This is a genomic window from Lacinutrix undariae (genome assembly GCF_052934785.1).
Genome location: NZ_CM128809.1, coordinates 1,476,164 through 1,502,999 on the forward strand (window position 1 = coordinate 1,476,164; position 26,836 = coordinate 1,502,999).

23 protein-coding genes are annotated in these 26,836 nt (G+C 32.1%); 14 read left to right on the forward strand and 9 right to left on the reverse strand.

Annotation, left to right across the window (positions count from 1 at the left end; all coding sequences use genetic code 11):
• Nucleotide 1 precedes the first annotated feature (1 nt).
• From ACU4C5_RS06550 to ACU4C5_RS06565, 4 genes are all read right to left on the reverse strand, one after another.
• Nucleotides 2–1,762: a hypothetical protein gene (locus ACU4C5_RS06550; protein ID WP_446846264.1), complete on the reverse strand. Its 1,761-nt coding sequence runs from the start codon at nt 1,760–1,762 to the stop codon at nt 2–4.
• Between the two features lie 188 nt (nt 1,763–1,950).
• On the reverse strand, nt 1,951–2,988 hold the full coding sequence (locus tag ACU4C5_RS06555; protein ID WP_446846265.1) for an aldo/keto reductase: 1,038 nt from the start codon (nt 2,986–2,988) through the stop codon (nt 1,951–1,953).
• Nucleotides 2,989–3,108: 120 nt separating this feature from the next.
• Nucleotides 3,109–4,068, reverse strand: a complete 960-nt coding sequence (locus tag ACU4C5_RS06560) for an OmpA/MotB family protein (protein WP_446846266.1) — start codon at nt 4,066–4,068, stop codon at nt 3,109–3,111.
• A gap of 31 nt (nt 4,069–4,099) precedes the next feature.
• On the reverse strand, nt 4,100–4,858 hold the full coding sequence (locus ACU4C5_RS06565) for an exodeoxyribonuclease III (protein WP_446846267.1): 759 nt from the start codon (nt 4,856–4,858) through the stop codon (nt 4,100–4,102).
• 202 nt (nt 4,859–5,060) lie between these two features.
• On the opposite strand from ACU4C5_RS06565, the gene ACU4C5_RS06570 reads away from it, so the two are divergent.
• Both ACU4C5_RS06570 and ACU4C5_RS06575 read left to right on the forward strand, forming a co-directional pair.
• Entirely contained in the window at nt 5,061–8,378 is a 3,318-nt protein-coding gene (locus ACU4C5_RS06570; RefSeq protein ID WP_446846268.1) for a DUF8818 domain-containing protein, read from the forward strand.
• Nucleotides 8,379–8,442: 64 nt separating this feature from the next.
• A complete protein-coding gene (locus tag ACU4C5_RS06575) occupies nt 8,443–8,994 on the forward strand; it encodes a DUF3575 domain-containing protein (RefSeq protein ID WP_446846269.1) in 552 nt (183 codons plus the stop codon).
• Between the two features lie 72 nt (nt 8,995–9,066).
• Here the strand turns inward: ACU4C5_RS06575 and ACU4C5_RS06580 are convergent, their stop codons facing one another.
• A complete protein-coding gene (locus tag ACU4C5_RS06580; protein WP_446846270.1) occupies nt 9,067–10,611 on the reverse strand; it encodes a glycine--tRNA ligase in 1,545 nt (514 codons plus the stop codon).
• A gap of 220 nt (nt 10,612–10,831) precedes the next feature.
• Here ACU4C5_RS06580 and ACU4C5_RS06585 point away from each other — a divergent pair, with 220 nt between their 5' ends.
• Nucleotides 10,832–11,461: a ComF family protein gene (locus ACU4C5_RS06585; RefSeq protein WP_446846271.1), complete on the forward strand. Its 630-nt coding sequence runs from the start codon at nt 10,832–10,834 to the stop codon at nt 11,459–11,461.
• A 120-nt stretch (nt 11,462–11,581) separates the two neighbouring features.
• A complete protein-coding gene (locus ACU4C5_RS06590; RefSeq protein WP_446846272.1) occupies nt 11,582–13,186 on the forward strand; it encodes an Ig-like domain-containing domain in 1,605 nt (534 codons plus the stop codon).
• Here ACU4C5_RS06590 and ACU4C5_RS06595 read toward each other — a convergent pair.
• Nucleotides 13,173–13,952, reverse strand: coding sequence for an amidohydrolase (locus ACU4C5_RS06595; protein ID WP_446846273.1), 780 nt, complete (start codon nt 13,950–13,952; stop codon nt 13,173–13,175). The two genes, ACU4C5_RS06590 and ACU4C5_RS06595, sit on opposite strands and share 14 nt — an antisense overlap.
• On the reverse strand, nt 13,953–14,474 hold the full coding sequence (locus ACU4C5_RS06600; RefSeq protein WP_446846274.1) for a hypothetical protein: 522 nt from the start codon (nt 14,472–14,474) through the stop codon (nt 13,953–13,955). It lies immediately after the preceding gene.
• Nucleotides 14,475–14,641: 167 nt separating this feature from the next.
• Here ACU4C5_RS06600 and ACU4C5_RS06605 point away from each other — a divergent pair, with 167 nt between their 5' ends.
• Nucleotides 14,642–16,735: a S46 family peptidase gene (locus ACU4C5_RS06605; RefSeq protein WP_446846275.1), complete on the forward strand. Its 2,094-nt coding sequence runs from the start codon at nt 14,642–14,644 to the stop codon at nt 16,733–16,735.
• A gap of 292 nt (nt 16,736–17,027) precedes the next feature.
• Here the strand turns inward: ACU4C5_RS06605 and ahcY are convergent, their stop codons facing one another.
• Nucleotides 17,028–18,344 carry an adenosylhomocysteinase gene (gene ahcY, locus ACU4C5_RS06610; protein ID WP_446846276.1) on the reverse strand — a complete coding sequence of 439 codons (1,317 nt, stop codon included), beginning with the start codon at nt 18,342–18,344 and terminating at the stop codon, nt 17,028–17,030.
• Nucleotides 18,345–18,479: 135 nt separating this feature from the next.
• Between ahcY and ACU4C5_RS06615 the strand changes: the two genes are divergently transcribed.
• From ACU4C5_RS06615 to ACU4C5_RS06650, 8 genes are all read left to right on the forward strand, one after another.
• Nucleotides 18,480–19,106: a 4'-phosphopantetheinyl transferase family protein gene (locus ACU4C5_RS06615; protein WP_446846277.1), complete on the forward strand. Its 627-nt coding sequence runs from the start codon at nt 18,480–18,482 to the stop codon at nt 19,104–19,106.
• A 2-nt stretch (nt 19,107–19,108) separates the two neighbouring features.
• Nucleotides 19,109–19,834, forward strand: coding sequence for a phosphoglycerol geranylgeranyltransferase (locus tag ACU4C5_RS06620; protein WP_446846278.1), 726 nt, complete (start codon nt 19,109–19,111; stop codon nt 19,832–19,834).
• A 19-nt stretch (nt 19,835–19,853) separates the two neighbouring features.
• Entirely contained in the window at nt 19,854–20,114 is a 261-nt protein-coding gene (locus ACU4C5_RS06625; RefSeq protein WP_446846279.1) for a hypothetical protein, read from the forward strand.
• The gene (gene pnuC / locus ACU4C5_RS06630) at nt 20,098–20,730 is read left to right on the forward strand and encodes a nicotinamide riboside transporter PnuC (RefSeq protein ID WP_446846280.1); all 633 of its coding nucleotides are present in this window, start codon (nt 20,098–20,100) and stop codon (nt 20,728–20,730) included. Before ACU4C5_RS06625 ends, pnuC begins: the two co-directional genes overlap by 17 nt.
• Entirely contained in the window at nt 20,691–21,260 is a 570-nt protein-coding gene (locus tag ACU4C5_RS06635; protein ID WP_446846281.1) for an ATP/GTP-binding protein, read from the forward strand. Before pnuC ends, ACU4C5_RS06635 begins: the two co-directional genes overlap by 40 nt.
• Entirely contained in the window at nt 21,257–22,822 is a 1,566-nt protein-coding gene (locus ACU4C5_RS06640; RefSeq protein ID WP_446846282.1) for a DUF4301 family protein, read from the forward strand. The genes ACU4C5_RS06635 and ACU4C5_RS06640 overlap by 4 nt, the downstream gene beginning before the upstream one ends.
• On the forward strand, nt 22,815–23,222 hold the full coding sequence (gene arfB / locus ACU4C5_RS06645) for an alternative ribosome rescue aminoacyl-tRNA hydrolase ArfB (RefSeq protein WP_446846283.1): 408 nt from the start codon (nt 22,815–22,817) through the stop codon (nt 23,220–23,222). The genes ACU4C5_RS06640 and arfB overlap by 8 nt, the downstream gene beginning before the upstream one ends.
• A gap of 324 nt (nt 23,223–23,546) precedes the next feature.
• Nucleotides 23,547–25,730 (forward strand): TonB-dependent receptor, encoded by a 2,184-nt coding sequence (locus ACU4C5_RS06650; protein WP_446846284.1) that lies wholly within the window; start codon nt 23,547–23,549, stop codon nt 25,728–25,730.
• Here the strand turns inward: ACU4C5_RS06650 and ACU4C5_RS06655 are convergent.
• Nucleotides 25,727–26,155 carry a Rieske (2Fe-2S) protein gene (locus ACU4C5_RS06655; protein ID WP_446846285.1) on the reverse strand — a complete coding sequence of 143 codons (429 nt, stop codon included), beginning with the start codon at nt 26,153–26,155 and terminating at the stop codon, nt 25,727–25,729. The two genes, ACU4C5_RS06650 and ACU4C5_RS06655, sit on opposite strands and share 4 nt — an antisense overlap.
• 147 nt (nt 26,156–26,302) lie before the next feature.
• On the opposite strand from ACU4C5_RS06655, the gene greA reads away from it, so the two are divergent.
• Entirely contained in the window at nt 26,303–26,776 is a 474-nt protein-coding gene (gene greA, locus ACU4C5_RS06660) for a transcription elongation factor GreA (protein WP_446846286.1), read from the forward strand.
• Nucleotides 26,777–26,836 lie beyond the last annotated feature (60 nt).

Below are 26,836 nucleotides of genomic sequence, written 5' to 3' on the forward strand. Positions count from 1 at the left end.
ATTAATTACAGTTTTGATTATAATGTGCTTGAGTTTGTTGGTGTGATTGTGATATTTTAGATAGGCTTAAAGGATCTAGATTATTGTATTCTTGAGTATTCTGTAAACCTAGCCATGACATTGATTCAAAATATTCATCCATAGTTAAATTTAGTAACGAGTTTGTATTGAGATTATTTTCGAAAGGATTTGTAGTATCGTCTAATAGAGGGTGTGCTTGCTCTAAATCTTCAGAAATTTTTGTGATATAATTTAAAGGAGAATATATTTCATGTTGCCAGTTTGGGTTTGGGTTAGAAGTATTAACATATTGACTAATTAAAGATGCAAAAATATAATCAGGGATGTCTGAAGATATGACTTGTCCATTTGAATATGTTATAGTTGTTACTCCAAATCCCGAAGAAGTCATTGAAGTAATAATACCTAGCTGAAAGCAACGCTCCATAATTTCTGCATGTATTGATTCATGAATTAAAGCGAAAGCAATTTCAATTAATGATGAGTTTTGTATGAAATTTTGATCTAAATAAATATCTATAGTTCTTATAGATCCTCCACCTCCATATGTAGGCAAAGTTTTTGCATTATAATAGACTGTTGGATTGTTTTGCGGAATGTTAGCAACTTTAAATGCTAATTTACTAACTTTATTGTTGTCAAAACTTTCTAAGATGCTAGAAAAATAACTATCAGAGATTTGTGAGAGTCTCTCATATACGCATTTAACTTTTTGATTTGCTAAAAAAGTTGGGTCTAACATAAGTAAATCATCAAAATATACGATTGCACCCTCTTCCATTGCCTCAACAGCAATTTCAATAAATTCTTTTTTATCAGCATCAGAAATACCAAATTTTCTTGTGTAATTATAGATACTCTGTTTTTGCTCATCTGTTAAGTTTTGTAACATTTCCTCTCTAACAGGTGTATTATCATAATTTTGATTAAGAAACTCCATATTATAGCCATATAAGAAATTTAATATTGCACTTTCTAAAGGAGCTTCAACAGGTACCACGAGTACAGGTGTAGGCTCTGGTGTTGGGTTAGGGATTGGGTTTGTAGTCGTGCCTCCTACAGGATTTGTAGTTCCTGTACTTGATCCAGGTCCTCCAAAAATACAATCAATAGCTACATATGCACCTGTACATCTTTGACTCGCTCTGTCATCACCTTGAGCTTTACATCCAGATTGTCCATAGCCGTGTTTTCCATTTCCTGTTGCACCTCCACAAGAAAATTCTATAGAATCTCCTCCGTTTGGATCCCATGCCATCACTTCATCACCACTCCAACTACATGGTGAAGACCTAGCTGTTAATAAGCTAATATCATTAATGTATTGTCCGTTTATATTTGAAATATCATAAGAAAAATTTCCATCTATGGTAACTATAGGGTAACTTAATAACATTTGACTAAAACTACCATCATTAAATCGAGTAAGGATATAGTTTTCTAAAATATCATTATTTGGTTCATCTCTTTCTATTACAAAAGTATAACTCTCAAAAGTGTCTGAAGCTAAAACTTGTACTCTTGTTGTATCAATACTAAACCCGTAAGTACTAGACGTTATAGTTCTTGCATTACTATTGTTTGTTGTTGAGAATTTACTGCTTATCTGTTCTCTTAAAAAATTATTGGCTATAAAAACCGAATCTGTTTTTATAATTAATCCTTTTATATCTGAAGTACTGTTAGTGTCCTCTACATTAGTAGAACTTTCTTTTTGAATATCTTCTTTTTGGCAATTCATAAAGGTTAGTGTAAAAACCATTATAAATAACTTAGTAAGTTGCTTTAGTTGTGCTTTGTGCTTTGTGCTTTGTGCTTTGTTTCATGTTATTTTAGAATATATGGATTTAAAGTGTTAAATATATCAATAAATTATCATATTCTTAAAAAGATACACGCTTATTTGTAATAAATATCACTTTATAATCATCAAGGCGCAGGGTTTGGTATATCGGCATGTACTGCATTTATTTCCTTTAAAATAGCATCACTTAATGTGATATTAATACTCTCAATATTTTCTTTTAGTTGTTTTAAATTAGTTGCTCCAATAATATTACTCGTTACAAAAGGTTGTTGTGTTACAAAAGCTAAAGCCATTTGAGCTAAAGTCATGTTGTGAGCTTCTGCAATTTTTAAATAACGTTTAGTGGCTTCGTTAGCACGATCATTACTATATCTTGCAAATCTTGGAAAAAGGTTTAAGCGCGAAGTTTCATCATCCAATCCTTTTATATATTTCCCTGAAAGCACACCAAATGCCATTGGCGAATAGGCTAAAAGCCCAATGTTTTCACGCATAGCAACTTCTGCCATATCACCTTCAAAAACACGATTTATTAAAGAATAGGCATTTTGTATAGTTTTCATTCGTGGTAAATTATGAGTTTTAGATTCTTCTAAAAAACGCATAGTTCCCCAAGCTTTCTCGTTCGAAATTCCTGCGTGTCTTACTTTTCCTGAAGCAATAATGCCATCTAAAGTTTGTAAAATAGACTGAAAATTATCTTCCCATTGGTCGCTAGTATCATGTTTGTAATCTCTAACTCCAAAAGTATTGGTGTTGCGTTCTGGCCAATGCAGTTGAAAAAGATCTATATAATCGGTTTTTAAGCGTTTTAAGCTTTGGTTTACCGCGTCTTCTATAGCTTCAGCAGAAAAACCATTGGTGCGAATATGAGCTGTGTAATCACCGGGTCCAGCAATTTTACTGGCTAAAACAACTTTATCTCTTTGTCCTGTTTTTTGAAACCAGTTTCCTATAATACGTTCTGTTTCGGCATAAGTTTTTGCTTCAGCAGGAACAGGGTATAATTCGGCAGTATCAAAAAAGTTAATGCCTTTTTCAAGGGCATAATCCATTTGCTCAAAACCTTCGTCTTGTGTGTTTTGGTTTCCCCAAGTCATGGTACCTAAACAAAGTTTACTTACTTTAATATTGGTGTTAGGGAGTGTAGTATATTTCATGGTGTAAGTATTATGATGCTTTTTTGTGTACTATAAATATAAGAAGACCCTTCAAGGTTTTAAAGTTTTGAAGGGTCTTCTTTTTATGTAAAATGTTAAGATTTTTATATCTTAATATAATTAGTTGTCAGTCAGTAATTTTGTGATTTCATCTAATTTTGGAGTTAAAATCACTTCAATACGACGGTTTTTAGCTTTTCCTTCACGCGTATCGTTACTTGCAATTGGTGCGTATTCTCCACGACCGGCCGCTGTTAAGTTTTCAGGATTGATCCCTTCGTTTTCTCTTAATAAAGTTACAATTGAAGTGGCACGTTTGGTTGATAAATCCCAGTTGCTTGTTAATTGTCCTTTTGCAGTGTACGGTACATTATCGGTATGGCCTTCAATTAAAATAGCAATTTCAGGATTTTCGGCAAGTACACTAGCCAATTGTTTTACAGCTTGTTTTCCGTTAGTTCCTACAGCCCAACTTCCAGATTGAAATAATAATTTATTCTCCATTGAAACGTACACTTTTCCGTTACGTTGTTCAACAGTTAATCCTTTACCTTCAAAATTTGTTAAAGCTTGTGAGATAGCATCTTTTAATTTTGTCATTGCAGCATCTTTAGTGGCAATTACGTTTTCTAATTCTGCAACACGTTGCGATCTGCTTTCTAACTCTTCTTTTAGTTTTGCTAAACGTTCGTTTTCTGCTGCAAGTGCTTGCTCTTTAGCTTCTAATTGTGCTAAAAGTTCTCTGTTTTTCTTAGAGTTTTGAGCCAATGCAGAAGAGCTATTTTTTTCTAAAGCATCATAAGATGCCGTTAAGTTATCTAAGTTTGTTTTTGTAGCATCATAGTCACTTTGTAACTTATTACGTTGTGCGATGGCTTCATCATATTGTTTTTGAAGTTCATCTAAACCGTTTGATGATGTATTTAAATCTTTAGAAAGTGTTTTGTTATTATCAGATAGTTTTCTGTTTTCCTTCTTTAAATTAGCGTACTTGTTTTCTAAGTCGGTATATATTTTTTTAGAAACACAAGAGGTTGATAATACAAGTGTAAGTGCTATTACAGACAATTTTTTAATCATACTATATTCTATTTAATTGATGTGGGGTTTATTAATTTATTTCTACTAAAATCGGGCAGTGGTCACTGTGTACCGCTTCCGTTAGGATAACGCTGCGTTTTAGTTTTTCTTGTAATGGTGCGGTAACCATTGCGTAATCTAATCGCCAACCTTTATTATTAGCTCTAGAATTGGCGCGATAACTCCACCATGAAAATTCTTGTTTTTCAGGATGTAAAGTTCTGTAAGCATCTACAAAACCACTGGCAATAAATTTACTTAACCATTCGCGTTCTTCAGGTAAAAATCCCGAAACACCTTTCATTTTTGGGTTATGAATATCTATAGCTTCATGACATATATTGTAATCTCCTAAAACCACTAGGTTAGGATGTGTACTGCGTAAATTGGTTAAATACTCCAGAATTAAATCCATATATTCAAACTTATGCTCTAATCTTGCAGCATTTGTTCCGGAAGGTAAATACATACTCATTACTGAAATACCATCAAAATCTGCACGAATATTTCGGCCTTCAAAATCCATAGATTCAATTCCTGTACCATATTCTACATGGTTAGGTTTGGTTTTACTTAAAATTGCAACACCGCTATATCCTTTTTTTTGAGCACTATACCAATAGTTATATTTGTAACCTGCATCTTCAAAAAGAGAAAGGTCTAATTGGTCTTCTTGAGCTTTAATTTCTTGAAGACAAATCACATCGGGGTCTGCACTTTTAAGCCATCCAATGAAGTCTTTTTTTATTGCAGCTCTAATGCCATTAACGTTGTAAGAAATAATTTTCATAGTGATAAATAAGAATTTCAGCTAAAATAAATAATACTGTACTTTTACGCTATAATTTATGGAGGTTTTAACGATAAAATATTTTCCTGTAAATGGAGTTTAGTTACTAATGAAAGTTGTTTTGTGTTGTATGGTGTTTTTGATGTCGTTTTGTGCTATTGCGCAAACAGAGCCATCTGCGTACAAAACAAAACGTGTGGCTGTGCGAGATTCTATTCAAGTAGATTCGGTAAGTATCAATTCGAGTAAATTTATAGTGAAAGGGAAAAATAATGTTATTATTAATCCGTCTCAATATCATATAGATTTTTCTACAGCACTTTTAGTCTTTAATTCGCCTATTGAAAATGATTCTATTACTATTGAATATTTAAAATATCCTGAATTTTTAACACGGAAATACTTTCAACTCGATAAAAATATAATTGTTGAAAGTAACGAAGGTACGCAGCAGCTTTACCGACTTCAGCAATCTACAATTCAAAATCAATTTACACCTTTTGATGGTTTAACAACTTCCGGAAGTATTTCACGTGGTGTTACCGTTGGTAGTAATCAAAATTCAGTTTTAAATAGTGAACTCGATTTACAAATTTCGGGAAAATTGAGTAATAAAGTATCCTTGAGAGCGTCTATTCAAGATGCAAATGTTCCATTACAAGAAAGTGGATATTCGCAACGATTAGATGAGTTTGATCAGGTGTTTATCGAGCTATTTGGAGAACACTGGAATATTAGAGCAGGAGATATTGATTTGGTAAATACCAACAGTTATTTTGCGAGTTTTAGTAAGCGTGTTCAAGGATTATTGGTGAATGTGAATATTGATAAAGAAGTTTCTAAAACCAATATGTTTGCCTCTGGAGCGTTAGTACGTGGGCAGTTTACCACTAGTCAATTTACAGCGCAAGAAGGAAATCAAGGTCCGTATAAATTACAAGGTCCAAATAATGAATTGTACGTGCTTGTGGTGTCGGGAAGTGAAACCGTTTATGTAAACGGAATTCCTTTGGAGCGTGGTGAAAGTAATGATTATATTATAGATTATAATGCCGGTGAAGTAACGTTTAATGCAACGTATCCGGTGACTTCCGAAATGCGGGTTACGGTAGATTATCAATATAGCGATCGTAATTATTCGCGATTTACAACCTTTGCTGGTGGAAGTTATGAAACCGATAAATTGCAACTAGGTGTATCGGTGTATTCCGAAGTAGATTCTAAAAACCAACAACTTCAACAGAGTTTATCTAACGAGCAAAAACAAATTTTGGCAGATGCTGGAGATGATAATGAGCTTATGGTATCGCCGTCTGATGTGTCTGAAAGTTATAGCGAAAACAGAATTTTATACCGAAAAGAAATTATTGGAGGAGAAGAGGTTTTTGTGTTTTCATCTAATCCTGATGACGAATTATATAGCGTAAATTTTACTTTAGTTGGAGATAATCTTGGCGATTATATCATTTCAAATAGTGATGCAATTTCAAATATTTACCAATATGTAGCACCAATTTCGGGTATTCCACAAGGAAGTTATGCGCCAATTGTACAATTAGTTGCGCCTGTAAAATTACAAATTGCTGTACTTAACGGAACTTATAAACCTACTGAAAACACCAATATTTATTTTGAATTAGCAGGAAGTAAAAATGATTTAAATTTATTTTCTTCGGAAGATGATGCCGATAATAATGGATTTGCAGCCAAATTAAGCGTAAAACATCAGCTTATAAAAACCGATAGCCTTTGGAATTTAAATGCTTTTGTAGATGCCGATAGAATTGAAGCTAATTTTGAAACCATAGAACGTTTGTATTATGCAGAATTTGATAGAGATTGGAATTTAGAAATCCCTTTGGGAGATCAAAGTTTAGTGACGGGTGGTTTTGAGTTAATGCATCCCAAACATGGTGTGGCAACTTATAAATTTGAGCATCTTAATTACTCGGAGAATTTTAACGGGAATCGTCATAATTTATTAGCGAATTTAAATTTTGAAAAATTTAATGTGTTTACAAATTCTAGCTTACTAAAAAGTAATAGCGATGTCTCTACCTCTCGCTTTTTTAGGACTTTTAATCGTGTTTCGTATGGTTTTAATAAGCAATGGGTGGGTGGTAAATTTGCTTCCGAAGAAAATAAACAACGTGTAAAAGAAACTGGAAATTTTACAGATGTGAGTCAGAAATTTTCTTCCTACGAACTTTTTACAGGAGTGGGAGATAGTACAAATGTTTTTGTTGAAATTGGATATAAATATCGTGTAAATGATAGTTTACGAACTTCAGGTTTACAGCGTGTGAGTACGTCAAATACCTATGCGATAAATTCAAAATTAATTCAGAATCAAAATACTAATTTAGGCGTTTATGTCAATTACAGAGAGTTAAATTCGGCTGATGATGCTATTGAAAGCGAGGAATCTTTAAATTCTAGAGTTACTTACAATCAAAAATTATTAAACAATTTAGTCATTTGGAATACCCTTTTTGAAACCAGTTCGGGGAGTTTAGCACAACAAGATTTCACTTACGTGGAAGTGGAAGCGGGCCAAGGTTCGTACACTTGGATTGACTATAATTTGAACACCATACAAGAACTTAACGAGTTTGAATTGGCGCAATTTCAAGATCAAGGAAATTATATTCGGGTGCTATTGCCAAGTCAGGTGTATGTGAAAACGCATCAAAATAAATTGAGTCAAACAGTGACTATTAATCCGCAACAATGGAGTAGATCTGAAAATAAAACCAAGTTGTTTTTCTCTCATTTTTATAATCAAACCTCATATTTAATTAACCAAGAAAACGAACGTCAAGGTAGCGGATTTAATCTTAATCCGTTTAAAATTGATGAGGATAATCAATTAGCGCTTAATAAAAGTGTACGTAATGTGCTGTTTTTTAATCGTGGTAAACAGCGTTACACCACGTCATATACGTTTTTAGCAAATACAGCGCGCACGGTTTTATCTATAGGATTTCAGGAAAATAAATTGAACAGTCATCAATTTAATTTTAATCATAAATTAGGTGTGAGTTGGTTGGTTAACTTACAATCTAGTATTGAGGAGAACGAAAGTTTGAGTGAAAATTATTCTTCTAGAAATTATAAAATAGACGAGCTTCGTTTTCAGCCTAAAATATCTTACTTATTTAACGAAAACGCCCGTTTTGATTTGTCTTACCAATATACTAAAAAGGCAAATACTACAGGAGATATGGAAGAGTTGCTTCAAAACAATTATGGCATGTCTTTTACGTATAATAATGCTCAAAAAATAGCTTTAACAGGAAGTCTAGACTTTTTTGAAAACACGTTTGACGGATTAGAAAATACGCCAGTATCATATCAAATTTTAGAAGGTTTACAAGCCGGAAAGAATTTTACATGGACGTTAATAGCCCAAAAAAAACTGACTAAATTTTTAGATTTAAACCTGAGTTATTTTGGTAGAAAAACAGAAACTTCAAACACGATCCATACTGGCACAGTTCAACTTAAGGCTTATTTTTAATTTTTATTGACTGATAAAATTTTCACTATATTTAAAAAATAATTTGCTTTAAATATATCAGAATATGAAAAAAATAATTCTAATGGGAATTTTAATGTCGTTTTCTATGAGTTTGTTTGCTCAAGATGATACAGAAAATGACGATGTTCATAAAAAGAAAAATGAGGTTAAAATCAATGCGCTTTTTATGGTTATTGGTGCTTTTGATGTGACTTACGAACGTTTATTAAATGAAGAATCTGGTGTTGGTATTGAGCTTTTTGTACCGTTTGAAGAAGATATAAGGGAAGATCTTAAATATTATATTTCCCCTTATTACAGGTTTTACTTTGGTGAAAAATATGCTGCTGGATTTTTCTTAGAAGGATTTGGAATGTTAAATTCTACTGTACATGATACTTATAGATTTACAGAAGGTGAAAATCCCATATTAATTAGTAAAACTAAAGATGAAGTTAACTTTGCTTTAGGAATTGGGATTGGTGGAAAATGGGTGACCAAAAGCGGTTTTGTTGGAGAACTAAGTTTAGGTGTTGGGCGTAATTTGTTAGATAGTGATTATAGCGACAGTGATCTTGTTGGTAAATTAGGTGTTACTTTAGGCTATAGATTTTAAAAAAAAATAAACATAAAAAAAACACCCAAACTAATTAGCTTGGGTGTTTTTATATATAATTTTAAGAAGGAATTACACCATCTTTTTTAACCAATGTTTCGCATCAACTTCTTGAGCGATAATACTTCTTAAATCTTCAATTTTAACACGTTTTTGCTCCATAGTATCTCTATGACGAATAGTTACCATGTTATCGTTTAATGTATCGTGATCTACAGTGATACAAAATGGAGTTCCGTTTGCATCTTGACGACGGTAACGTTTTCCAACAGCATCTTTTTCATCGTAAAACACATTGAAATCCCATTTAAGGTCTTCAATAATTTGTTTTGCAACTTCTGGTAAACCGTCTTTTTTAACAAGTGGGAAAACAGCTGCTTTTACAGGTGCTAAAACCGCAGGTAATTTTAAAACAGTACGCGTAGTGTTGTTTTCTAATTCTTCTTCAACAAGAGAGTTTGAAAACACAGCTAAGAACATTCTGTCTAAACCAATTGAAGTTTCTAAAACGTAAGGCGTGTAGCTTTTGTTTTCTTCGTGGTCAAAATATTGTAATTTCTTACCAGAAAATTCTTCGTGTTGTTTTAAATCAAAATCTGTACGAGAGTGAATTCCTTCTAATTCTTTAAAACCAAATGGGAATTTAAACTCAATATCTGTAGCGGCATCAGCATAATGTGCTAATTTTTCATGATCGTGGAAACGGTAATTATCTTCACCCATTCCTAACGATTTGTGCCATTTCATGCGTGTTTCTTTCCATTTATCAAACCATTCTTTTTGTGTTCCTGGTTTAATAAAATATTGCATTTCCATTTGTTCAAACTCACGCATTCTAAAAATAAACTGTCTTGCAACAATTTCGTTTCTAAAAGCTTTTCCTGTTTGTGCAATTCCAAATGGTATTTTCATACGTCCAGTTTTCTGAACGTTTAAAAAGTTTACAAAAATTCCTTGAGCAGTTTCTGGACGTAAATATAAATCCATTGCTGTTTCTGCAGAAGCACCAAGTTTAGTCCCAAACATTAGGTTAAACTGTTTTACTTCTGTCCAGTTGCGAGATCCTGTTAATGGATCTGCAATTTCTAATTCTTCAATAAGCGCTTTTACATCAGCTAAATCTTCGGCTTCAAGAGATTTTCCTAGACGTTTTAAAATCGTGTCTATTTTTTCTTGATACCCTAAAACTCTTCCGTTTGTAGCTACAAATTCTGCTTTATTAAAGGTGTCACCAAAACGTTTTTCAGCTTTTTTAACTTCCTTTTCTATTTTAGTTTCAATTTTAGCACAATAGTCTTCAACTAAAACATCTGCACGATATCTTTTGTTTGAATCTTTATTGTCTATTAATGGATCGCTAAAGGCATCTACGTGTCCTGAAGCTTTCCAAGTGGTAGGATGCATAAAAATAGAAGCATCAATACCTACTATATTATCATTCATTTGCACCATGGCTTTCCACCAATAGTCGCGAATGTTTTTCTTTAATTCTGCTCCATTTTGAGCGTAGTCGTAAACCGCACTTAAACCGTCATATATTTCACTACTTTGAAATACATAACCGTACTCTTTTGCGTGTGAGATTACTTTTTTAAATTGATCGTCTTGATTTGCCATACTGCAAAAATAAAAAACCGCTACAATTAATGGAGTGGTTTTTAAAAATATATTTATCTAAATTATAAGTGAAAGATTTGTATTGTCTTTTAAAAATTAAAAAGCTGTTATTTATTTAGTGTTGTTTTTTGTATCTTATTGACTTATAGGTAATTTTTAAGTGAAAATGATAAGAAATCTGTTAAATTTATTCTTTCCTAATGTCTGTTTAGCTTGCCTAGTGCACTTAACAGATTGTGAAGTATATGTTTGTACGACATGCAGACATAATTTTCCTGTTACCGAATACCATTTTACTAATAGTGATGCGGTTAAAAATGTTCTTTACGGAAGAGTTAAGCTTGAAGAGGCGACAGCTTTATTGGAGTTTTCTAAGAAAGGAATAGTACAACAGTTATTACATAATTTAAAATATAGAGGACAAGAAGATGTTGGCGTGTTTTTAGGGCAATGGTTGGGTGGCGAATTAAAAACTATTCCAAAATATGCTGCAACTATTGATGTAGTAATTCCGGTACCGCTTCATAAATTTAAATTAAGAAAACGGGGGTATAATCAAGTTGATAAATTTGGCAAGGAAATAGCAAAAGCTTTAAACTGTGAGTATAATACGTCTGTTTTACAAAAAGTAACCAATACTAAAACGCAAGTTTTTAAAAACCGACTTACCCGAACGGAGCCTAATGATGCAGTTTTTGAACTTAAAGACTTTAATCATTTAAAAGGAAAACATGTTTTATTAGTAGATGATATTATTACTACTGGAGCTACTTTAGAGTCTTGTGCAAATGTGTTATTACAAACCGAAGATCTTAAGATTAGTATCGCAACAATGGCAATTACTATTTGAACAATGTATTTTTTATTAAATTTAACGTTTAAATGCGCATGTGTTACTGCAATTTTTATAGTCTACATGTCGTTTGTATATCAAATATGTTGTTAATTTGCCTAAAATTTGAGACTTACAATGCCTAAAAATTTATTTAAAAATATAAGCCTACTCGCAACCATACTATTTTGTTTAAGTTGTGCTAATCGCGGTACGCCAACAGGTGGAGATAAAGATGAAACACCTCCAAAAATTGTAAAGTCTGTTCCTGAAAATTTTACAACAAACTTTAAAGGAAATGAAATTCGTATTTATTTTGATGAATATGTAAAGATTAAAAACGTACAAAAACAACTAATTGTATCGCCTCCAATGGATCCTGCTCCAACAATTACACCGTTAAGTACGGCTAATAAATATATAAAAATTGTAATTAACGATACATTAAAACCTAATACAACTTACGCTTTTAATTTTGGGCAAAGTATTGTAGATAACCATGAAGAAAATCCGTTTTCATATTATAAATATGTGTTTTCTACCGGAAATCATATTGACTCGTTATCTGTAAAAGGAATTATTTTTGATGCCGAAAAACGTATTCCCGAAACTTTTGTGTCTGTGATGTTATATGAAATTAATGACACCTTTACGGACTCTATAGTTTATAAAGAAAAACCAAAATATATTACCAACACTTTAGATAGTGTTACCACGTTTAGTGTAGAAAACATAAAGGCGGGAAAATATTTAATGGTTGCTTTAAAAGAAGAAAGTAACAATTACACGTTTCAACAAAAAACAGATAAAATTGGGTTTCATCGTAAGCATATTATGGTACCAACAGATACTATTTATTCTTTAAATTTATTTAAGGAAACCCCTAAATTTAAAGCTGTAAAACCAAGACAAGTATCAGGTCAAAAAATAGCTTTTGGTTATGAAGGGAGTTATGAAGCTATGCGAGTTAAAATTTTAGAAAACACGCCTGAAGGTTATCAAAGCAGATTAACAAAAGATAAAAGTTCAGATACTTTATATTATTGGTATAAACCAAGTTTACTAATAGACTCTACTCAATTTATAGTTTCTCATAAAACATATTTAGACACTTTTAAAGTACGTTTTAGAACTTTAGATAAAGATACTATGGTAGTGCGTAGCGGCCAATCTGGGACCGTAGGTTTTAATGATGATTTTGTATTAGAAGGAAGTACGCCTTTTGATAAATTGAATCTTAATAAAGTGTCAATTATAGATAAAGATTCTTTAGATGTTCCTTTTAAAACAGAATTTGATAGCTTAAAAAACACCTACGCTTTTAAGTTTGATAAAACAGAAGCTAATAGTTATAAAATACAGTTGTTACCAGAAGCGATAACAGATTTCTTTGGTGATGTTAATGATACTTTACAATATAATTTTAAAACCAAAACATTTTCTGAATTTGGTAATGTTCGTGTAAAATTAAACAACGCCATTTATCCAGTTATTATTCAGCTAACAAACGATAAAGATGAAGTAAAATACGAACAGTACGCTACAGAATCACAACCGTTTGATTTTAGTAATTTAATACCAGGTAAGTATTACTTACGTGTTATATTTGATAGAAATAAAAATGAAATTTGGGATACTGGAGATTATCTAAATCAAAAGCAACCCGAACGTATTAGTTATTCACCAGAAGTTATTGATGTAAGAGCTGGTTGGGATTGGGTTGAAGAGTTTACTTTAGAGTAAATTGATCACCATCATTTAAAAACTTAAACCTATCGCGATGTTTGTTAAGAGTGTCGCGATTTAAGGTTACTATTTGTGTATAATCTTTATCAGAATTATTGGTGTTTAATGCTGTTCCTAAGGCATCATATACTACAGAGTTTCCGTTGTATTCAAAACCCTTACCGTCAATACCTACTCGGTTAACACCTATGCAATACGTCATGTTTTCAATAGCTCTTGCTTTTAAAAGAGCATCCCATGCAGTAATGCGTTTTTTAGGCCAATTGGCCACATATAATAGTATATCGTAAGTATTTGTGTTTCTAGACCACACCGGAAAACGTAAATCATAGCATACTAACGGACAAATTTTCCAACCTTTATAATCAATTATAAGTTTTTTAGTTCCAGAAGTAAACGTTTTATCTTCACCAGCAAGGGTAAATGCATGTCGTTTATCGTAGGTTTTAATTTCACCATTAGGTAAAACAAAAAGTAAACGGTTATAATACGTGTTATTTTCTTTTATAATTAGGCTACCAACAATTGCAGCACATGTTTTATGTGCTAAATTTTTCATCCAAAAAACGGTTTTACCAGTCATGTCTTCAGCAAGTGAAGAAGCATTCATGGTAAAACCGGTTGTAAACATTTCTGGAAGAATAATCACATCAACTTCTGTTGAGATTGTTGTGATTTTTTCTTCAAAATTTTGTCTGTTTTGTTCAGGATTTTCCCATTCGAGATGGGTTTGGATGTAAGCAATTTTTAATTGGTTATTCACCTATATTTTTTTTAACGCTTTTTCAGCTTTAGTTACTTTTTTTTGTAATTTACTTAATTTTTCAGCCCATTTAGCTTCGTCATTTGGAGATAATTCACCTTTTTCGTGAAGCTTATTGTATTTTTTTTGTTGATCTGAAAACTTATCTTTAGCGTCAAAAAGATCTTCTCTAGCATCTTTTTTAGCTTTTATTTCTTTTTCAATACGTTCTTGTTCTTTTTCTGCTTTCTCTTTAGCTTTTTCAACTTTCTCTTGTTGCGCTTCAAGCTCTTCTTGTTTTTTATCTAAAGCTTCTTGCTTTTCTTCGGCTAATCTTTCTGCAGCTAAACGTTCGTTAAGCGTGGTCATAATATTTTCTTTTTCTTCAACAGTTAAAATATCGGTAACATCTTCACTATTGTTAAAAAATTGATCTTTTTTAATTTCGTATACCTTTCCTTCATTAGTAATTACACGTTCTGTACTTCCGCAAGAAAAAATAGCAACACTAGATAAAGTAAGTAATAAATATTTGAATTTCATAATTAATAAGTTTCGGGTTTATTGTTTAGACACACAATAATTTGCAAAGTAACGGCTTTATAATAGTTTTAACATTTAAAGCGATGTTAAAAGCAATATAAAATGAGTTAAGATTTAAAGATATGACGCTGCTTTTTTATCTTTGTTAGCACTAAAAAAAAGAAACTATGAAATTTTTAAAATTACTTTTATTCTTTGTCACCATACAAATGTCTGCGCAACAGGGAGGCATGTGGATTCCGTCGCTTTTACAAGGAATGAATGAAGATGAAATGCAGTCGTTAGGCAGTGAACTTTCAGCACAAGATATTTATGATGTTAATAATTCTAGCCTTAAAGATGCGATTGGGCATTTTAATGGAGGTTGTACAAGTGAGGTTATTTCGTCACAAGGGTTGTTATTGACTAATCACCATTGTGGGTTTAGCCAAATTCAATCACATTCGTCTTTAGAAAATGATTATTTAAAAGATGGATTTTGGGCAATGAATTTAAAAGATGAATTACCAAATGAAGGTTTATATGTTGAATTTATTGTAAGAATTGAAGACGTAACTACGCAAGTTTTAGCTGGTGTTACTGATGAAATGTCTGCAAAAGAACAGCAATCTAAAATAGATAAGAATAGTGCTGCCACTCAAAAAAAAGCAACAAAAGAAGCTTGGCAAAACACAAAAATAAAGTCGTTTTATAAAGGTAATCAGTACTTTTTATTTGTAACTGAGCGTTATGAAGATATCAGATTAGTAGGTGCGCCACCAAGTAGTATTGGGAAATTTGGTAGTGATACAGATAACTGGGTTTGGCCGCGTCATACTGGAGATTTTTCAATGTTCAGAATTTATGCTGATAAAAATAACCGTCCTGCAAAATATGCCAAAGATAATGTGCCTTTTACACCAAAACACTTTTTACCAGTATCTCTTGACGGGGTAAGTGAAAATGATTTTACAATGGTTTTTGGTTTCCCAGGAACTACAGATGAATATTTACCAGCTGTTGCGATTGAGCAAATTGTATCTAAAATTAATCCATCAAATATCGCTATTAGAGAAGCTGCTCTTAAAGTAATTGATGCAAGTATGAAAGCTGATGATGAAATTAGAATTAAATATGCTTCAAAACAAGCAGGTATTGCTAATGCATGGAAAAAGTGGATTGGGCAGAATTTAGGAATTGAAAAAAGTGGTGCTATTGCGATTAAGCGTGAGTTTGAGTCGGAATTTGAAACACAGTTAAAAGCTCAAAATTTAGAAGCTGTTTATGGTGATATTTTACCAGAATTAGAGCGTTTATACAACGAAATTGAAGCGACTAAAGTAAAAAGAGGTAACTTTTTTGAAGTCTTTTATCGTACCAATGAGTTAATGAAAATGAGTTTTAGATTGTACCAATTTGAACAATATGCAGCTAAAGGTGATGATGCTTTTGAGCGTGCAAGAACAAATGTACAATCACAATTAAAAGCAGTATATAAAAATTATGATGCAACTGTGGATCAAGGTGTTTTTGAAGCAGTAATGCCATTGTATACTGATAATGTTGATGCGTCAATTTATAAGAAAACAGCATTTACAAATCTTGAAGATGCTATGAATCTTTTAGAAGGTGATGCTAAAAAAGTATTGAAAAAACTAAATAAAGATGCAGCATATAAATATGCTAAACCTTTTATTGAAGCTTATTATAATGATTTAGACCCAAAATATAGCGGACTTAATTTAGAAATTAATGCATATCAAAAGCGTTATATGAAAGCGCTTATGGAAGTGTTGCCAGAAGCACGTTATTTTCCAGATGCTAACAGTACACTTCGTGTAACTTATGGTAAAGTAAAAGGATATGCGCCAAGAGATGCTGTGTATTACCAACCTGTAACATACTTAGATGGTGTAATTGAAAAATATGTACCAGGCGATTATGAGTTTGATGTTCCTGAAAAATTACAAGAATTATATCGTACTAAAAACTATGGAAATTATGCTGATGCTAACGGAAAACTACCAGTATGTTTTATAGGAACAAATCATACTACAGGAGGTAATTCTGGAAGTCCTGCAATTGATGCGAATGGAAATCTTGTAGGGTTAAATTTTGACCGTGTATGGGAAGGTACCATGAGTGATATTTATTATGATCCAGAAATTTGCCGTAACATTATGGTTGATGTACGTTATGTATTATTTATTGTTGATAAATATGCGGGAGCAACACGTTTAATAGACGAGATGAAATTAGTACATCCTAAGAAAGGGAATTAGTATTTATTTAATAGAAAAAAAAAGATCTCACAAGTATTAAAACTTGTGAGGTCTTTTTTTATTGATTTACATTTATATATTTCTCTATACAGTTTTTCGTACCTCAAAAATCACTTGAAGTAAGATTTTAGTAAAGCGTTATTGTGGTTTAAGTACGTAAGTCAGCTCAAGTGAAATAGTGTTTTTAGCAACTTTGTATCGAGAATATTTTTATTTTTCAAGCCAAAAAAAATCCCAAACATTGCTGTTTGGGATTTTTAATAATATATAATTTCTTATAGTAAGAAATGTATTAGTATCTGTAGTGTTCTGGTTTGTAAGGACCTTCAACAGTTACACCAATATATTCAGCCTGATCAGATTTTAATTCAGTAAGCTCAACACCAATTTTTTCTAAGTGTAATTTTGCAACTTTTTCATCTAAATATTTTGGTAACATATATACATCGTTTCCGTATGCTGCTTTGTTATTCCAAAGTTCAATTTGTGCTAAAGTTTGGTTTGTAAATGAGTTACTCATTACAAAACTAGGGTGACCAGTTGCACAACCTAAGTTTACTAAACGTCCTTCTGCAAGTAAAATAATATCGTTACCATTAATGTTGTATTTATCAACTTGTGGCTTAATAGTATCTTTAGTATCACCGTATTTCTCGTTTAACCAACCTACTTGAATTTCGTTATCAAAGTGACCAATATTTGCAACGATAACTTTATCTTTCATTGCTTCAAAGTGTTCAGCACGAACGATATCTTTATTTCCTGTAGTTGTAATAACGATATCGCTATTTCCAACAACAGTTTCTAATTTTTTAACTTCAAAACCGTCCATTGCAGCTTGTAGTGCACAAATTGGGTCAATTTCAGTAACTGTTACAATAGAACCTGCGCCTTTAAAAGATGCTGCAGTTCCTTTTCCAACATCACCGTAACCACAAACAGTAACACGTTTTCCTGCTAACATAATATCTGTTGCACGACGAATTGCATCTACTGCAGATTCTTTACAACCGTATTTGTTATCAAATTTAGATTTAGTTACAGAATCGTTAACGTTAATTGCTGGCATTGTTAAAGTACCATTTTTCACACGTTCGTAAAGTCTGTGAACTCCTGTTGTAGTTTCTTCAGATAAACCGTTAATTCCATCAGCTAATTCAGGGTAACGATCTAAAACCATATTTGTTAAATCACCACCATCATCAAGAATCATATTTAATGGTTTTCTGTCTTCTCCAAAAAATAATGTTTGTTCAATACACCAGTCAAATTCTTCTTCAGATAAACCTTTCCAAGCATATACAGCAGTTCCTGCTTCAGCAATTGCAGCTGCAGCCTGATCTTGTGTAGAGAAAATATTACAAGAACTCCAAGTTACTTCAGCACCTAAAGCTTGTAATGTTTCAATTAAAACAGCAGTTTGAATCGTCATATGTAAACATCCTGCAATACGAGCACCTTTTAAAGGTTGTTCGTTTTTGTATTCTTCACGAAGACTCATTAGTCCTGGCATTTCTGCTTCAGCTAATTTAATTTCTTTTCTTCCCCAAGCCGCAAGCGACATATCCTTCACCTTGTTAGGTACGTAAGCAACAGTTTTTGTACTCATATTTAATTTTTTTCTTATAATTTTTATCGTCAAACAACTTTGGCTATAGCGCTTAAAATAGTTAAATTCGCTTACCAGAATTGTAAAACGTGCCTTAGGCAATGCAAAGATAACTAATAACTTTCAGAATATTAAATGCCACTCTATAAAACCATTATTGTCAACTCACAAACTATTGTTAAAGTCTGGAAGATTACAGAGTCGTATAACGATTTGTTTCAGCCAATTACCCTTGAAGAAAAAAGTTTGAACCGCGTTTTAGGTATGAAAAGCGAATTGCACCAACGTGGTTTTTTGAGCGTGAGACATTTGCTTGCCGAATTTGGTTACACCGATGCAGATTTGTTTTATGACGCTAACGGAAAACCGCATTTAAAAGATGGAAAACAAATTTCTATTACGCATTCATTTACCTTTTCGGGAGTAATTATTAGTGATAATGAAGTAGGAATTGATATAGAAAAACAGCGTGATAAAATTGCTGTTATAGCTCGTAAATTTGTGGATTATGAATTTAAATATCTCCAAACAGAAGCCGAAGATTATATTAAAAAACTAACGATTATTTGGGGAATTAAAGAATCGTTATACAAACTTTTTGCTACACCAGGGATGTTGTTTAAGGAACATTTTTTAGTAATTCCTTTTATGTTAGAAGATCAAAATACGGTAGCTTGGATAGATTATGAAGGCAAAAAATACCGTTATACCTCTCACTTTTTAGAATTTGAAGACTTTACTTGCTCTTACGTTACCACATAAAAATGACCAAGATATATCAAAATATAATTACAGCTATTGCTGAAGGTGAAAAATTATTAGCGGTTTTAATTGATCCCGATAAAATGTTACTCGAAGCATTGCCTTCATTTATAAAAAAGCTGCATACATCTGTAGCAACTCATATTTTTGTAGGCGGAAGTACGGTTGAAGATTTAGTTACCGATACTTTAGTTGATACACTTAAAAAACTCACGCATTTACCAGTGATTATTTTTCCTGGAGATGTTACTCAAATAACTGATAAAGCCGATGCTTTGTTGTTTTTATCCTTGATTTCAGGAACAAATCCCGACTATTTAATTGGTAAACATATAGCTTCTGTAGCGAAATTAAGAACCACTAATTTACAGGTGATTTCAACAGGTTATCTTCTTATTGAAAACGGAAAAGAAACCGCAGTACAACGCGTTACTCAAACGCAACCTATGTTGGAAAACAATGTGCAACATATTGTGGATACCGCAAAAGCAGGAGAGCTTTTAGGAATGAAATTAATTTATCTAGAAGCCGGAAGTGGCGCGGTAAAACCAGTGTCGGCAGATATTATTTCCGGAGTAAAAAAAGATATCCAAGTTCCATTGATTGTTGGAGGTGGAATTAAAAATATTAAAGATTTAAAAAAGGCTTATAAAGCTGGAGCAGATTTGGTAGTTATTGGAACTGCTTTTGAAGACGACGACTCGTTTTTTGAAGAATTAAAATATTAGATTAATAAAATAAAAAAACATGAAAATATCAGTAGAACTACAATTATCACCACTAAAAGATGATTACGAACCACATATTATTGATTTTATAAAACATTTACGAGCTTCAGACTTTACCGTTTTAGAAAACCCTTTGAGTACTCAAATTTTTGGAGATTTTGATAAGGTGATGCCATTTTTAACACAAGAAATTAAGCGTTCGTTTGAAGATATTGATATTGCCGTATTGCAAATGAAAATTGTAAAAACCGATCGTAGCGCTTATGAACCACATTTTTGATTTCCTTTTTGGTCAATACGCTACTTATAGTATATTAGATATCACTCTAGAAATAGTAGCCGTTATTTTTGGATTTTTATCAGTTTGGTTTTCAAAACAAAATCATATTTTAGTATTTCCAACAGGAATAATAAGTACAAGTATTTTTGTGTATTTACTACTAAAATGGGGGTTATTGGGAGACATGATGATAAACGCTTACTATTTTATTATGAGTGTTTATGGTTGGTATATTTGGACACGAAAAGTAGATGATACTTATGTAACACCAATTGCAGCTATGACGCTAAAAGAGAAAAAAATAAGTGTCGCCATTTTTTTTGCAACTATAGCTTTTGTGTATGTTGTGTACACATTTTTTGATAGATGGACCAGTTGGGTAGCAATGGTTGATACCGTTACTACAGCCATATTTTTTGTAGGAATGTGGTTAATGGCGAAACGAAAAGTAGAAAATTGGATCTTTTGGATAGTTGGGGATATTATTTCGGTGCCTTTGTATTTTTATAAAGGATTTACCTTTACTAGTTTTCAATATTTAGGATTTACAGTGATAGCAATATTTGGATATTTAGCATGGAAAAAGCACTTAAACAACACCCCGCAAATTGTATAAAAGTTGTTTTATTTGGACCCGAATCTACAGGTAAAACAACATTGTCAAGGCAATTGGCGGCCCATTATAAATCATTATGGGTTCCTGAATTTGCACGAGATTATTTGCAAGATAAATGGAACAATGAACATAAAATTTGCGAACCTAAAGATTTACTTCCTATAGCTATTGGGCAGATGAAACTTGAAAATACTTTAGCCCAAAAAACCAACTCAGTACTAGTTTGTGATACCAATGTTTTAGAAACTAAAGTGTATTCGGAAGCTTATTATTCAGGAACTTGTGATCCTGTTCTTGAAAAATATGCATTAGAAAATACTTACGATTTATATTTTTTAACCTATATTGACACCCCTTGGGAAGCAGATGATTTAAGAGATAAGCCCCACGAACGTGAAAACATGTTTAAAGCTTTTGAAACGGCTTTAAAAAAATATAACAGACCTTATGTTTTAGTAAAAGGAAATAAAGAGGAACGTTTAAAAATCGCGATAGAACATATTGATAATTTATTACAAAAAAAAGAATGAGTTTTTCAAATTCAGATATAAAGCAAATAGAAAAAAAAGGATTAACCGTAAATAAAGTAAAAGCTCAAATCGAGACTTTTAAATCAGGATTGCCATTTTCAAATTTAATCGCGGCAGCTACAATCAACGATGGTGTTGTGAGGTTGTCTGAAAAAGAAATAAAGAAAAAAATAGCTTATTTTGAAGCTAAACGTAACGTTGTTTCTATGTTGAAATTTGTACCAGCTTCTGGTGCGGCAACTAGAATGTTTAAGTTTTTATTCTCATTTATAGAAGAGTTTTCTCAAGAAAATGAAACTCTTAATTCTTATCTTAATAGGTTTAAAAATAAAGATTTATCAATTTTTTTAGTTGGTATTGAAAAATTACCTTTTTATTCGGAAGTGATAAATCATATAGAAAAAACGCAGCTTAATTATAAGAAATTATCAATTGAAAAAAAAATAGTACTGTTTGTAAAAACAATGTTGGATGAAGATAAACTTAACTACGGGAACTTTCCTAAAGGGTTGTTGCCTTTTCATACCTATAAAAATAATAGAGCAGTAACAGCTTTTGAAGAGCATTTGTTTGAGGCGGCCTTATACGCATCTTCAAATAATAAAGCGACGCTTCATTTTACAATTTCAGAACAACATGATACCAAATTTAAAGCTGAGTTTACACGTATAAAAGAGTTGGTTGAATTGGCAACAGGTGTTCAGTTTGATATTTCATTTTCATACCAAAAAGAGTTAACAGATACTATTGCGGTAACTCCAAAAGATAAACCCTTTAGAGAAGCAAATGGAAAGCTTTTATTTCGACCTTCAGGTCATGGTGCACTTATTGAAAATTTAAATGATTTAAATGCCGATGTGATCTTTGTTAAAAATATTGATAATGTTGTAGTATATAGTTTTAAAGAAGAGGTTGCTAAATATAAAAAAGTATTAGCAGGTGTGCTTTTAGATGTGCAAGAACGCGCATTTCATTATTTAAAACGTTTAGAAGATGATGAAATTTCGTGTAGTGAGTTAATTGAAATTGCAGAATTTTTATTAAATAAACTTCAGGTAAGAATCTCTCCAGAATTTGAAAAATATAAAGATAAATATCAAATCGAATATTTAAGAGATAAATTAAACCGTCCAATTCGTGTTTGTGGAATGGTTAAAAATGAGGGTGAACCCGGTGGAGGACCTTTTTGGGTGAAAGGCGAAGGGTACCGTGTATCGCTTCAAATTGTAGAATCAGCTCAGATTAATTCTAAAAATAAACAACAAAAACATATTATAAAATCGGCGACTCATTTTAATCCAGTAGACTTAGTTTGTGGTGTAAAAGATTATAAAGGCAATAAGTTTGATTTAGGAGATTTTGTTGATCCAAAAGCCGCTTTTATTACCCAAAAAACAAAACATGGTAAAGAGCTTAAAGCACTTGAATTACCAGGGCTTTGGAATGGTAGTATGGCAAATTGGAATACTATTTTTATTGAAGTACCATTAATTACTTTCAATCCTGTAAAAACAGTAAATGATTTATTGAAAACTACTCATCAAATGAAAAGTGATGTTTAGTAAAACACTTTTAATTACCGAACTTGATTTTAAAGGTATTCGTAGCTCTGGAGCAGGAGGACAACATGTTAATAAAACGGCTTCAAAAGTAGAACTGACTTTTAATTTAGAAACCTCTCAGGTATTTAATGAAACACAAAAAGCACTTTTAAGTAAAAATTTAAGTTCACGCATCACAAAAGAGCAATTAATTATTCTACAATGTGGTGAAAATAGAAGTCAACATAAAAATAAAGCACTCGTGATTGATCGGTTTTTTGAGCTTATTTCTAAAGCTCTTATTGTACAAAAACCAAGAAAAAAAACTAAAGTACCTTATTCAGTTAAACTAAAAGTGTTAAAGAAAAAGAAGCAAAAGGCTGAAAAGAAAGCAAATAGAAAACGTCCTAAAATAGAATAAAAAAAGTAGCTGTTTTTAAAGTAAATTTAAAAAATCTATAATACATTTGCAGCGTTCTCAAAAAAGGGGTGCTTTTTTAAGTTGGCAGTCATGAGTTAGATGAGGTTGTTTTTATAATAATTGCAGTTTAATTTTTAACTTTCCAACAAACAAGAGGCTGAGATCATACCCAATGAACCTAGAACAGATAATGCTGTTTAGGGAAACGAACACTAAAAATAAGAGTAGCGTGACGACGTTACTTAACATGTTTTAGGGTTCAAAAAATAATATTATTAACCGAAGAATAATGACCTCTTTTTATTCGATTATACTATAATCGTAATGAAAAATTTATTCGCTTTTTTAAGCCTTTTTGCACTAAGTGTTAGTGCGTTTTCTCAAGAAAAACAAAAAGATTCAACCACTGTTGAAAAACTAGACGAAGTCCTCGTTAAAGCTGTACGCGTTGAGGCAACATCACCAATTACACACAGTAATATTACCAAAAAACAATTAGAAAAACGCAATTTAGGACAAGATCTTCCAGTGTTGTTAAACTATTTGCCATCTGTTGTAACCACCTCCGATGGTGGCGCAGGAGTTGGGTACACCGGTATTAGAGTGCGTGGTATTAATGCACAATCTACAAATGTAACTATTAATGGAATTCCGTATAATGATGCCGAATCATTAGGAACATTTTGGGTAAATTTAGGAGATATGGCATCTTCAGTAGAAAGTTTACAACTGCAGCGTGGTGTTGGTACATCAACTAATGGAGCTGGAGCTTTTGGGGCAAGTATTAATGTGCTTACCGATGCGATTTCTAAAGAAGCAAATGGAGAAATTTCTAATAGTTTTGGAAGTTTTAATACCAGAAAACACACGGTAAAATTTAGTACAGGAACACTTAATGATCATTTTGAAATTGCAGGTAGATTATCTAAAATCGCTTCAGATGGTTATATTGATAGAGCAACTTCTGATCTTAAATCGTATTATTTACAAGCATCTTATGTAGATGATAATACCTTAATTAAAGCCATTGCTTTTGGAGGAAAAGAAGTGACTTACCAATCTTGGAATGGTCTTGAAGATTTAGAAAAATTGAAAGACGACCGTACTTTCAATACTGCTGGAATGTATACTGACGAAGATGGAAATACGCGTTTTCATAATAATGAAGTAGATAATTACAGTCAAGATCACTACCAATTGCACTGGAATGAACGTTACAATAATAACTGGTCTACAAACCTAGGATTAAACTACACTAAAGGCTCTGGCTATTTTGAACAGTATAAAGAAGATGAGGATTTTGCAGATTATAATTTAGATGAAATTACGCTTGGAGGCGAAACTATTAATACTACAGATTTAATAAGACGCCGTTGGTTAGATAATAATTTTTACGTTATTAATGCCAATGCAAATTACAAAACTGATGCTTTAAATTTCACCTTCGGAACATCTTATAGTGATTATGATGGTGATCATTTTGGTGAAATTATCTGGGCTCAATATGCTAGTAATAGTGAAATTAACGACAGATACTACACGAGTAATGGAAAGAAAAAAGATTTCAGTGTATTTACAAAAGCCACTTTTAAACTGAATGAAAACATTAGTTTATACGGAGATTTACAACTTAGAAATGTAGATTATAAAACTACTGGATTAACTTCAGATCGTGTGCCACTTGCTATTGATGAAAACTACAATTTTTTCAACCCTAAAGCAGGAATCACATATACTATGAATGCTAAAAATAATCTTTACTTTTCTTATGCGAGAGCAAATAGAGAGCCAAATAGAGATGATTTTGAAAATAACGACACCGTAAAACCAGAGCAACTTAATGATTTTGAGTTAGGATGGAGACATAATACACCAAAATTTCGTATCAACGTAAATGCATATTATATGTTATACAACGAACAGTTAGTGTTAACAGGAGCTTTGGATAATGTTGGAAACCCAGTACGTACAAATAGCGGAGATAGTTACCGTTTAGGATTAGAGGTAGAATCTGCAATTGCAATTACTAAGCAATTCTCAGTACAACCTAATTTTACCATAAGTTCAAACAAAAACAAATCAACCTTTGCTTCTTTTGATGGAGAATTAACTGACTTTGGAAAAACAAATATTTCATTTTCTCCGGAATTTGTAGCAGCTAATGCTTTTGTTTTTCAGCCTAAAGAAAATATTCAAATCTCATTTTTAAGCAAATTTGTAGGTGAACAATTTATGGGAAATACAGATGCTAAAGCGTCAAAATTAGAGAGCTATTTTGTAAACGATTTTAATGTTACTTATGAAATAAAAACAAAATCGATATTTAAATCGATTGTGTTATCTGGTTTAGTGAACAATGTTTTTGGAGAAAAATACGAGTCTAATGGGTATTATTATACTTACGATGATGATTGGTCTGTACCAGGATCAATAACAACTATTGAAGGTACAGGGTATTATCCGCAAGCAACTACCAACTTTTTAGTAGGCGCAACCCTTAAGTTTTAATTGCTAATATAATATGTATTACTTCCAGTAAGCGCTACACGATATTCTTTTAACCCACAAGGTAAAGGATCATTTAGTGATTGCCCGGTAAATAAACTGTATTCATTATCATCACCACAACTACAAGTTGCGTTTCCACCATTTATGGTTAAAATAGCGCAACTATTTGTAAATGTATGATTTGGGTCTGCTGCATCCCATGCACGTAGGCCCGATCCTACATTAGTAACAATTAATCCTCCATTTCCTTGATTAGCAATATATACTGAATTGCTGGTAAATTGAAGCTGACTAAATTGAGGTAAGTTTAAGTTTACAGTAACACCAACACCAAGATCTAGTAAAAAGTTACAGTTGTTTAATGTGTCTGTCTTACTGCAAGCAGTTAATAGTGTTAACGATAGAAGAAAAAAGAAGTGTTTCATAGGTCTTTAAAAATTGAGATGCAATTTACAATAAAATAAATGTTGCATTAAAAAAATTGTATATTTGTAATATAGATCTCGTGTGAGCGGGATTTTTTTATGCTGACATGTAGTCGGCTGTTTTTATTATTAATAAACGATAAAGTTATGAGTAAAGTATCTTATTATACGCCTGAAGGGTTAAAAAAATTAAGAGACCAGTTAAGACAACTCAAAGATATAGAGCGTCCAAGTGCGTCACAAGCAATTGCTGAAGCTAGAGATAAAGGGGATTTAAGTGAAAATGCTGAATATGATGCAGCAAAAGAAGCTCAAGGAATGTTGGAAATGAAAATTTCTAAACTTGAAGAAATTTTATCTGGAGCACGAGTAATTGATGAATCTCAATTAGACAATTCAAAAGCATTAGTGTTATCTACGGTTAAAATTAAAAATCAAACTAATGGTATGGAGTTACTTTACACATTAGTAGCAGATGGTGAAGCAGATTTAGCTGCCGGTAAAATTTCTGTAAACTCTCCAATAGGAAAAGGATTATTAGGAAAAGCTGTTGGTGAAGTTGCAGAAGTGCAAGTGCCTAATGGTGTAATGAAATTTGATGTCTTAGAAATCACAAGATAATACACGTGTCACACACATAGTATTTCAATAAAATAAGTAAAAAGATTCCTCCAAAAGGGG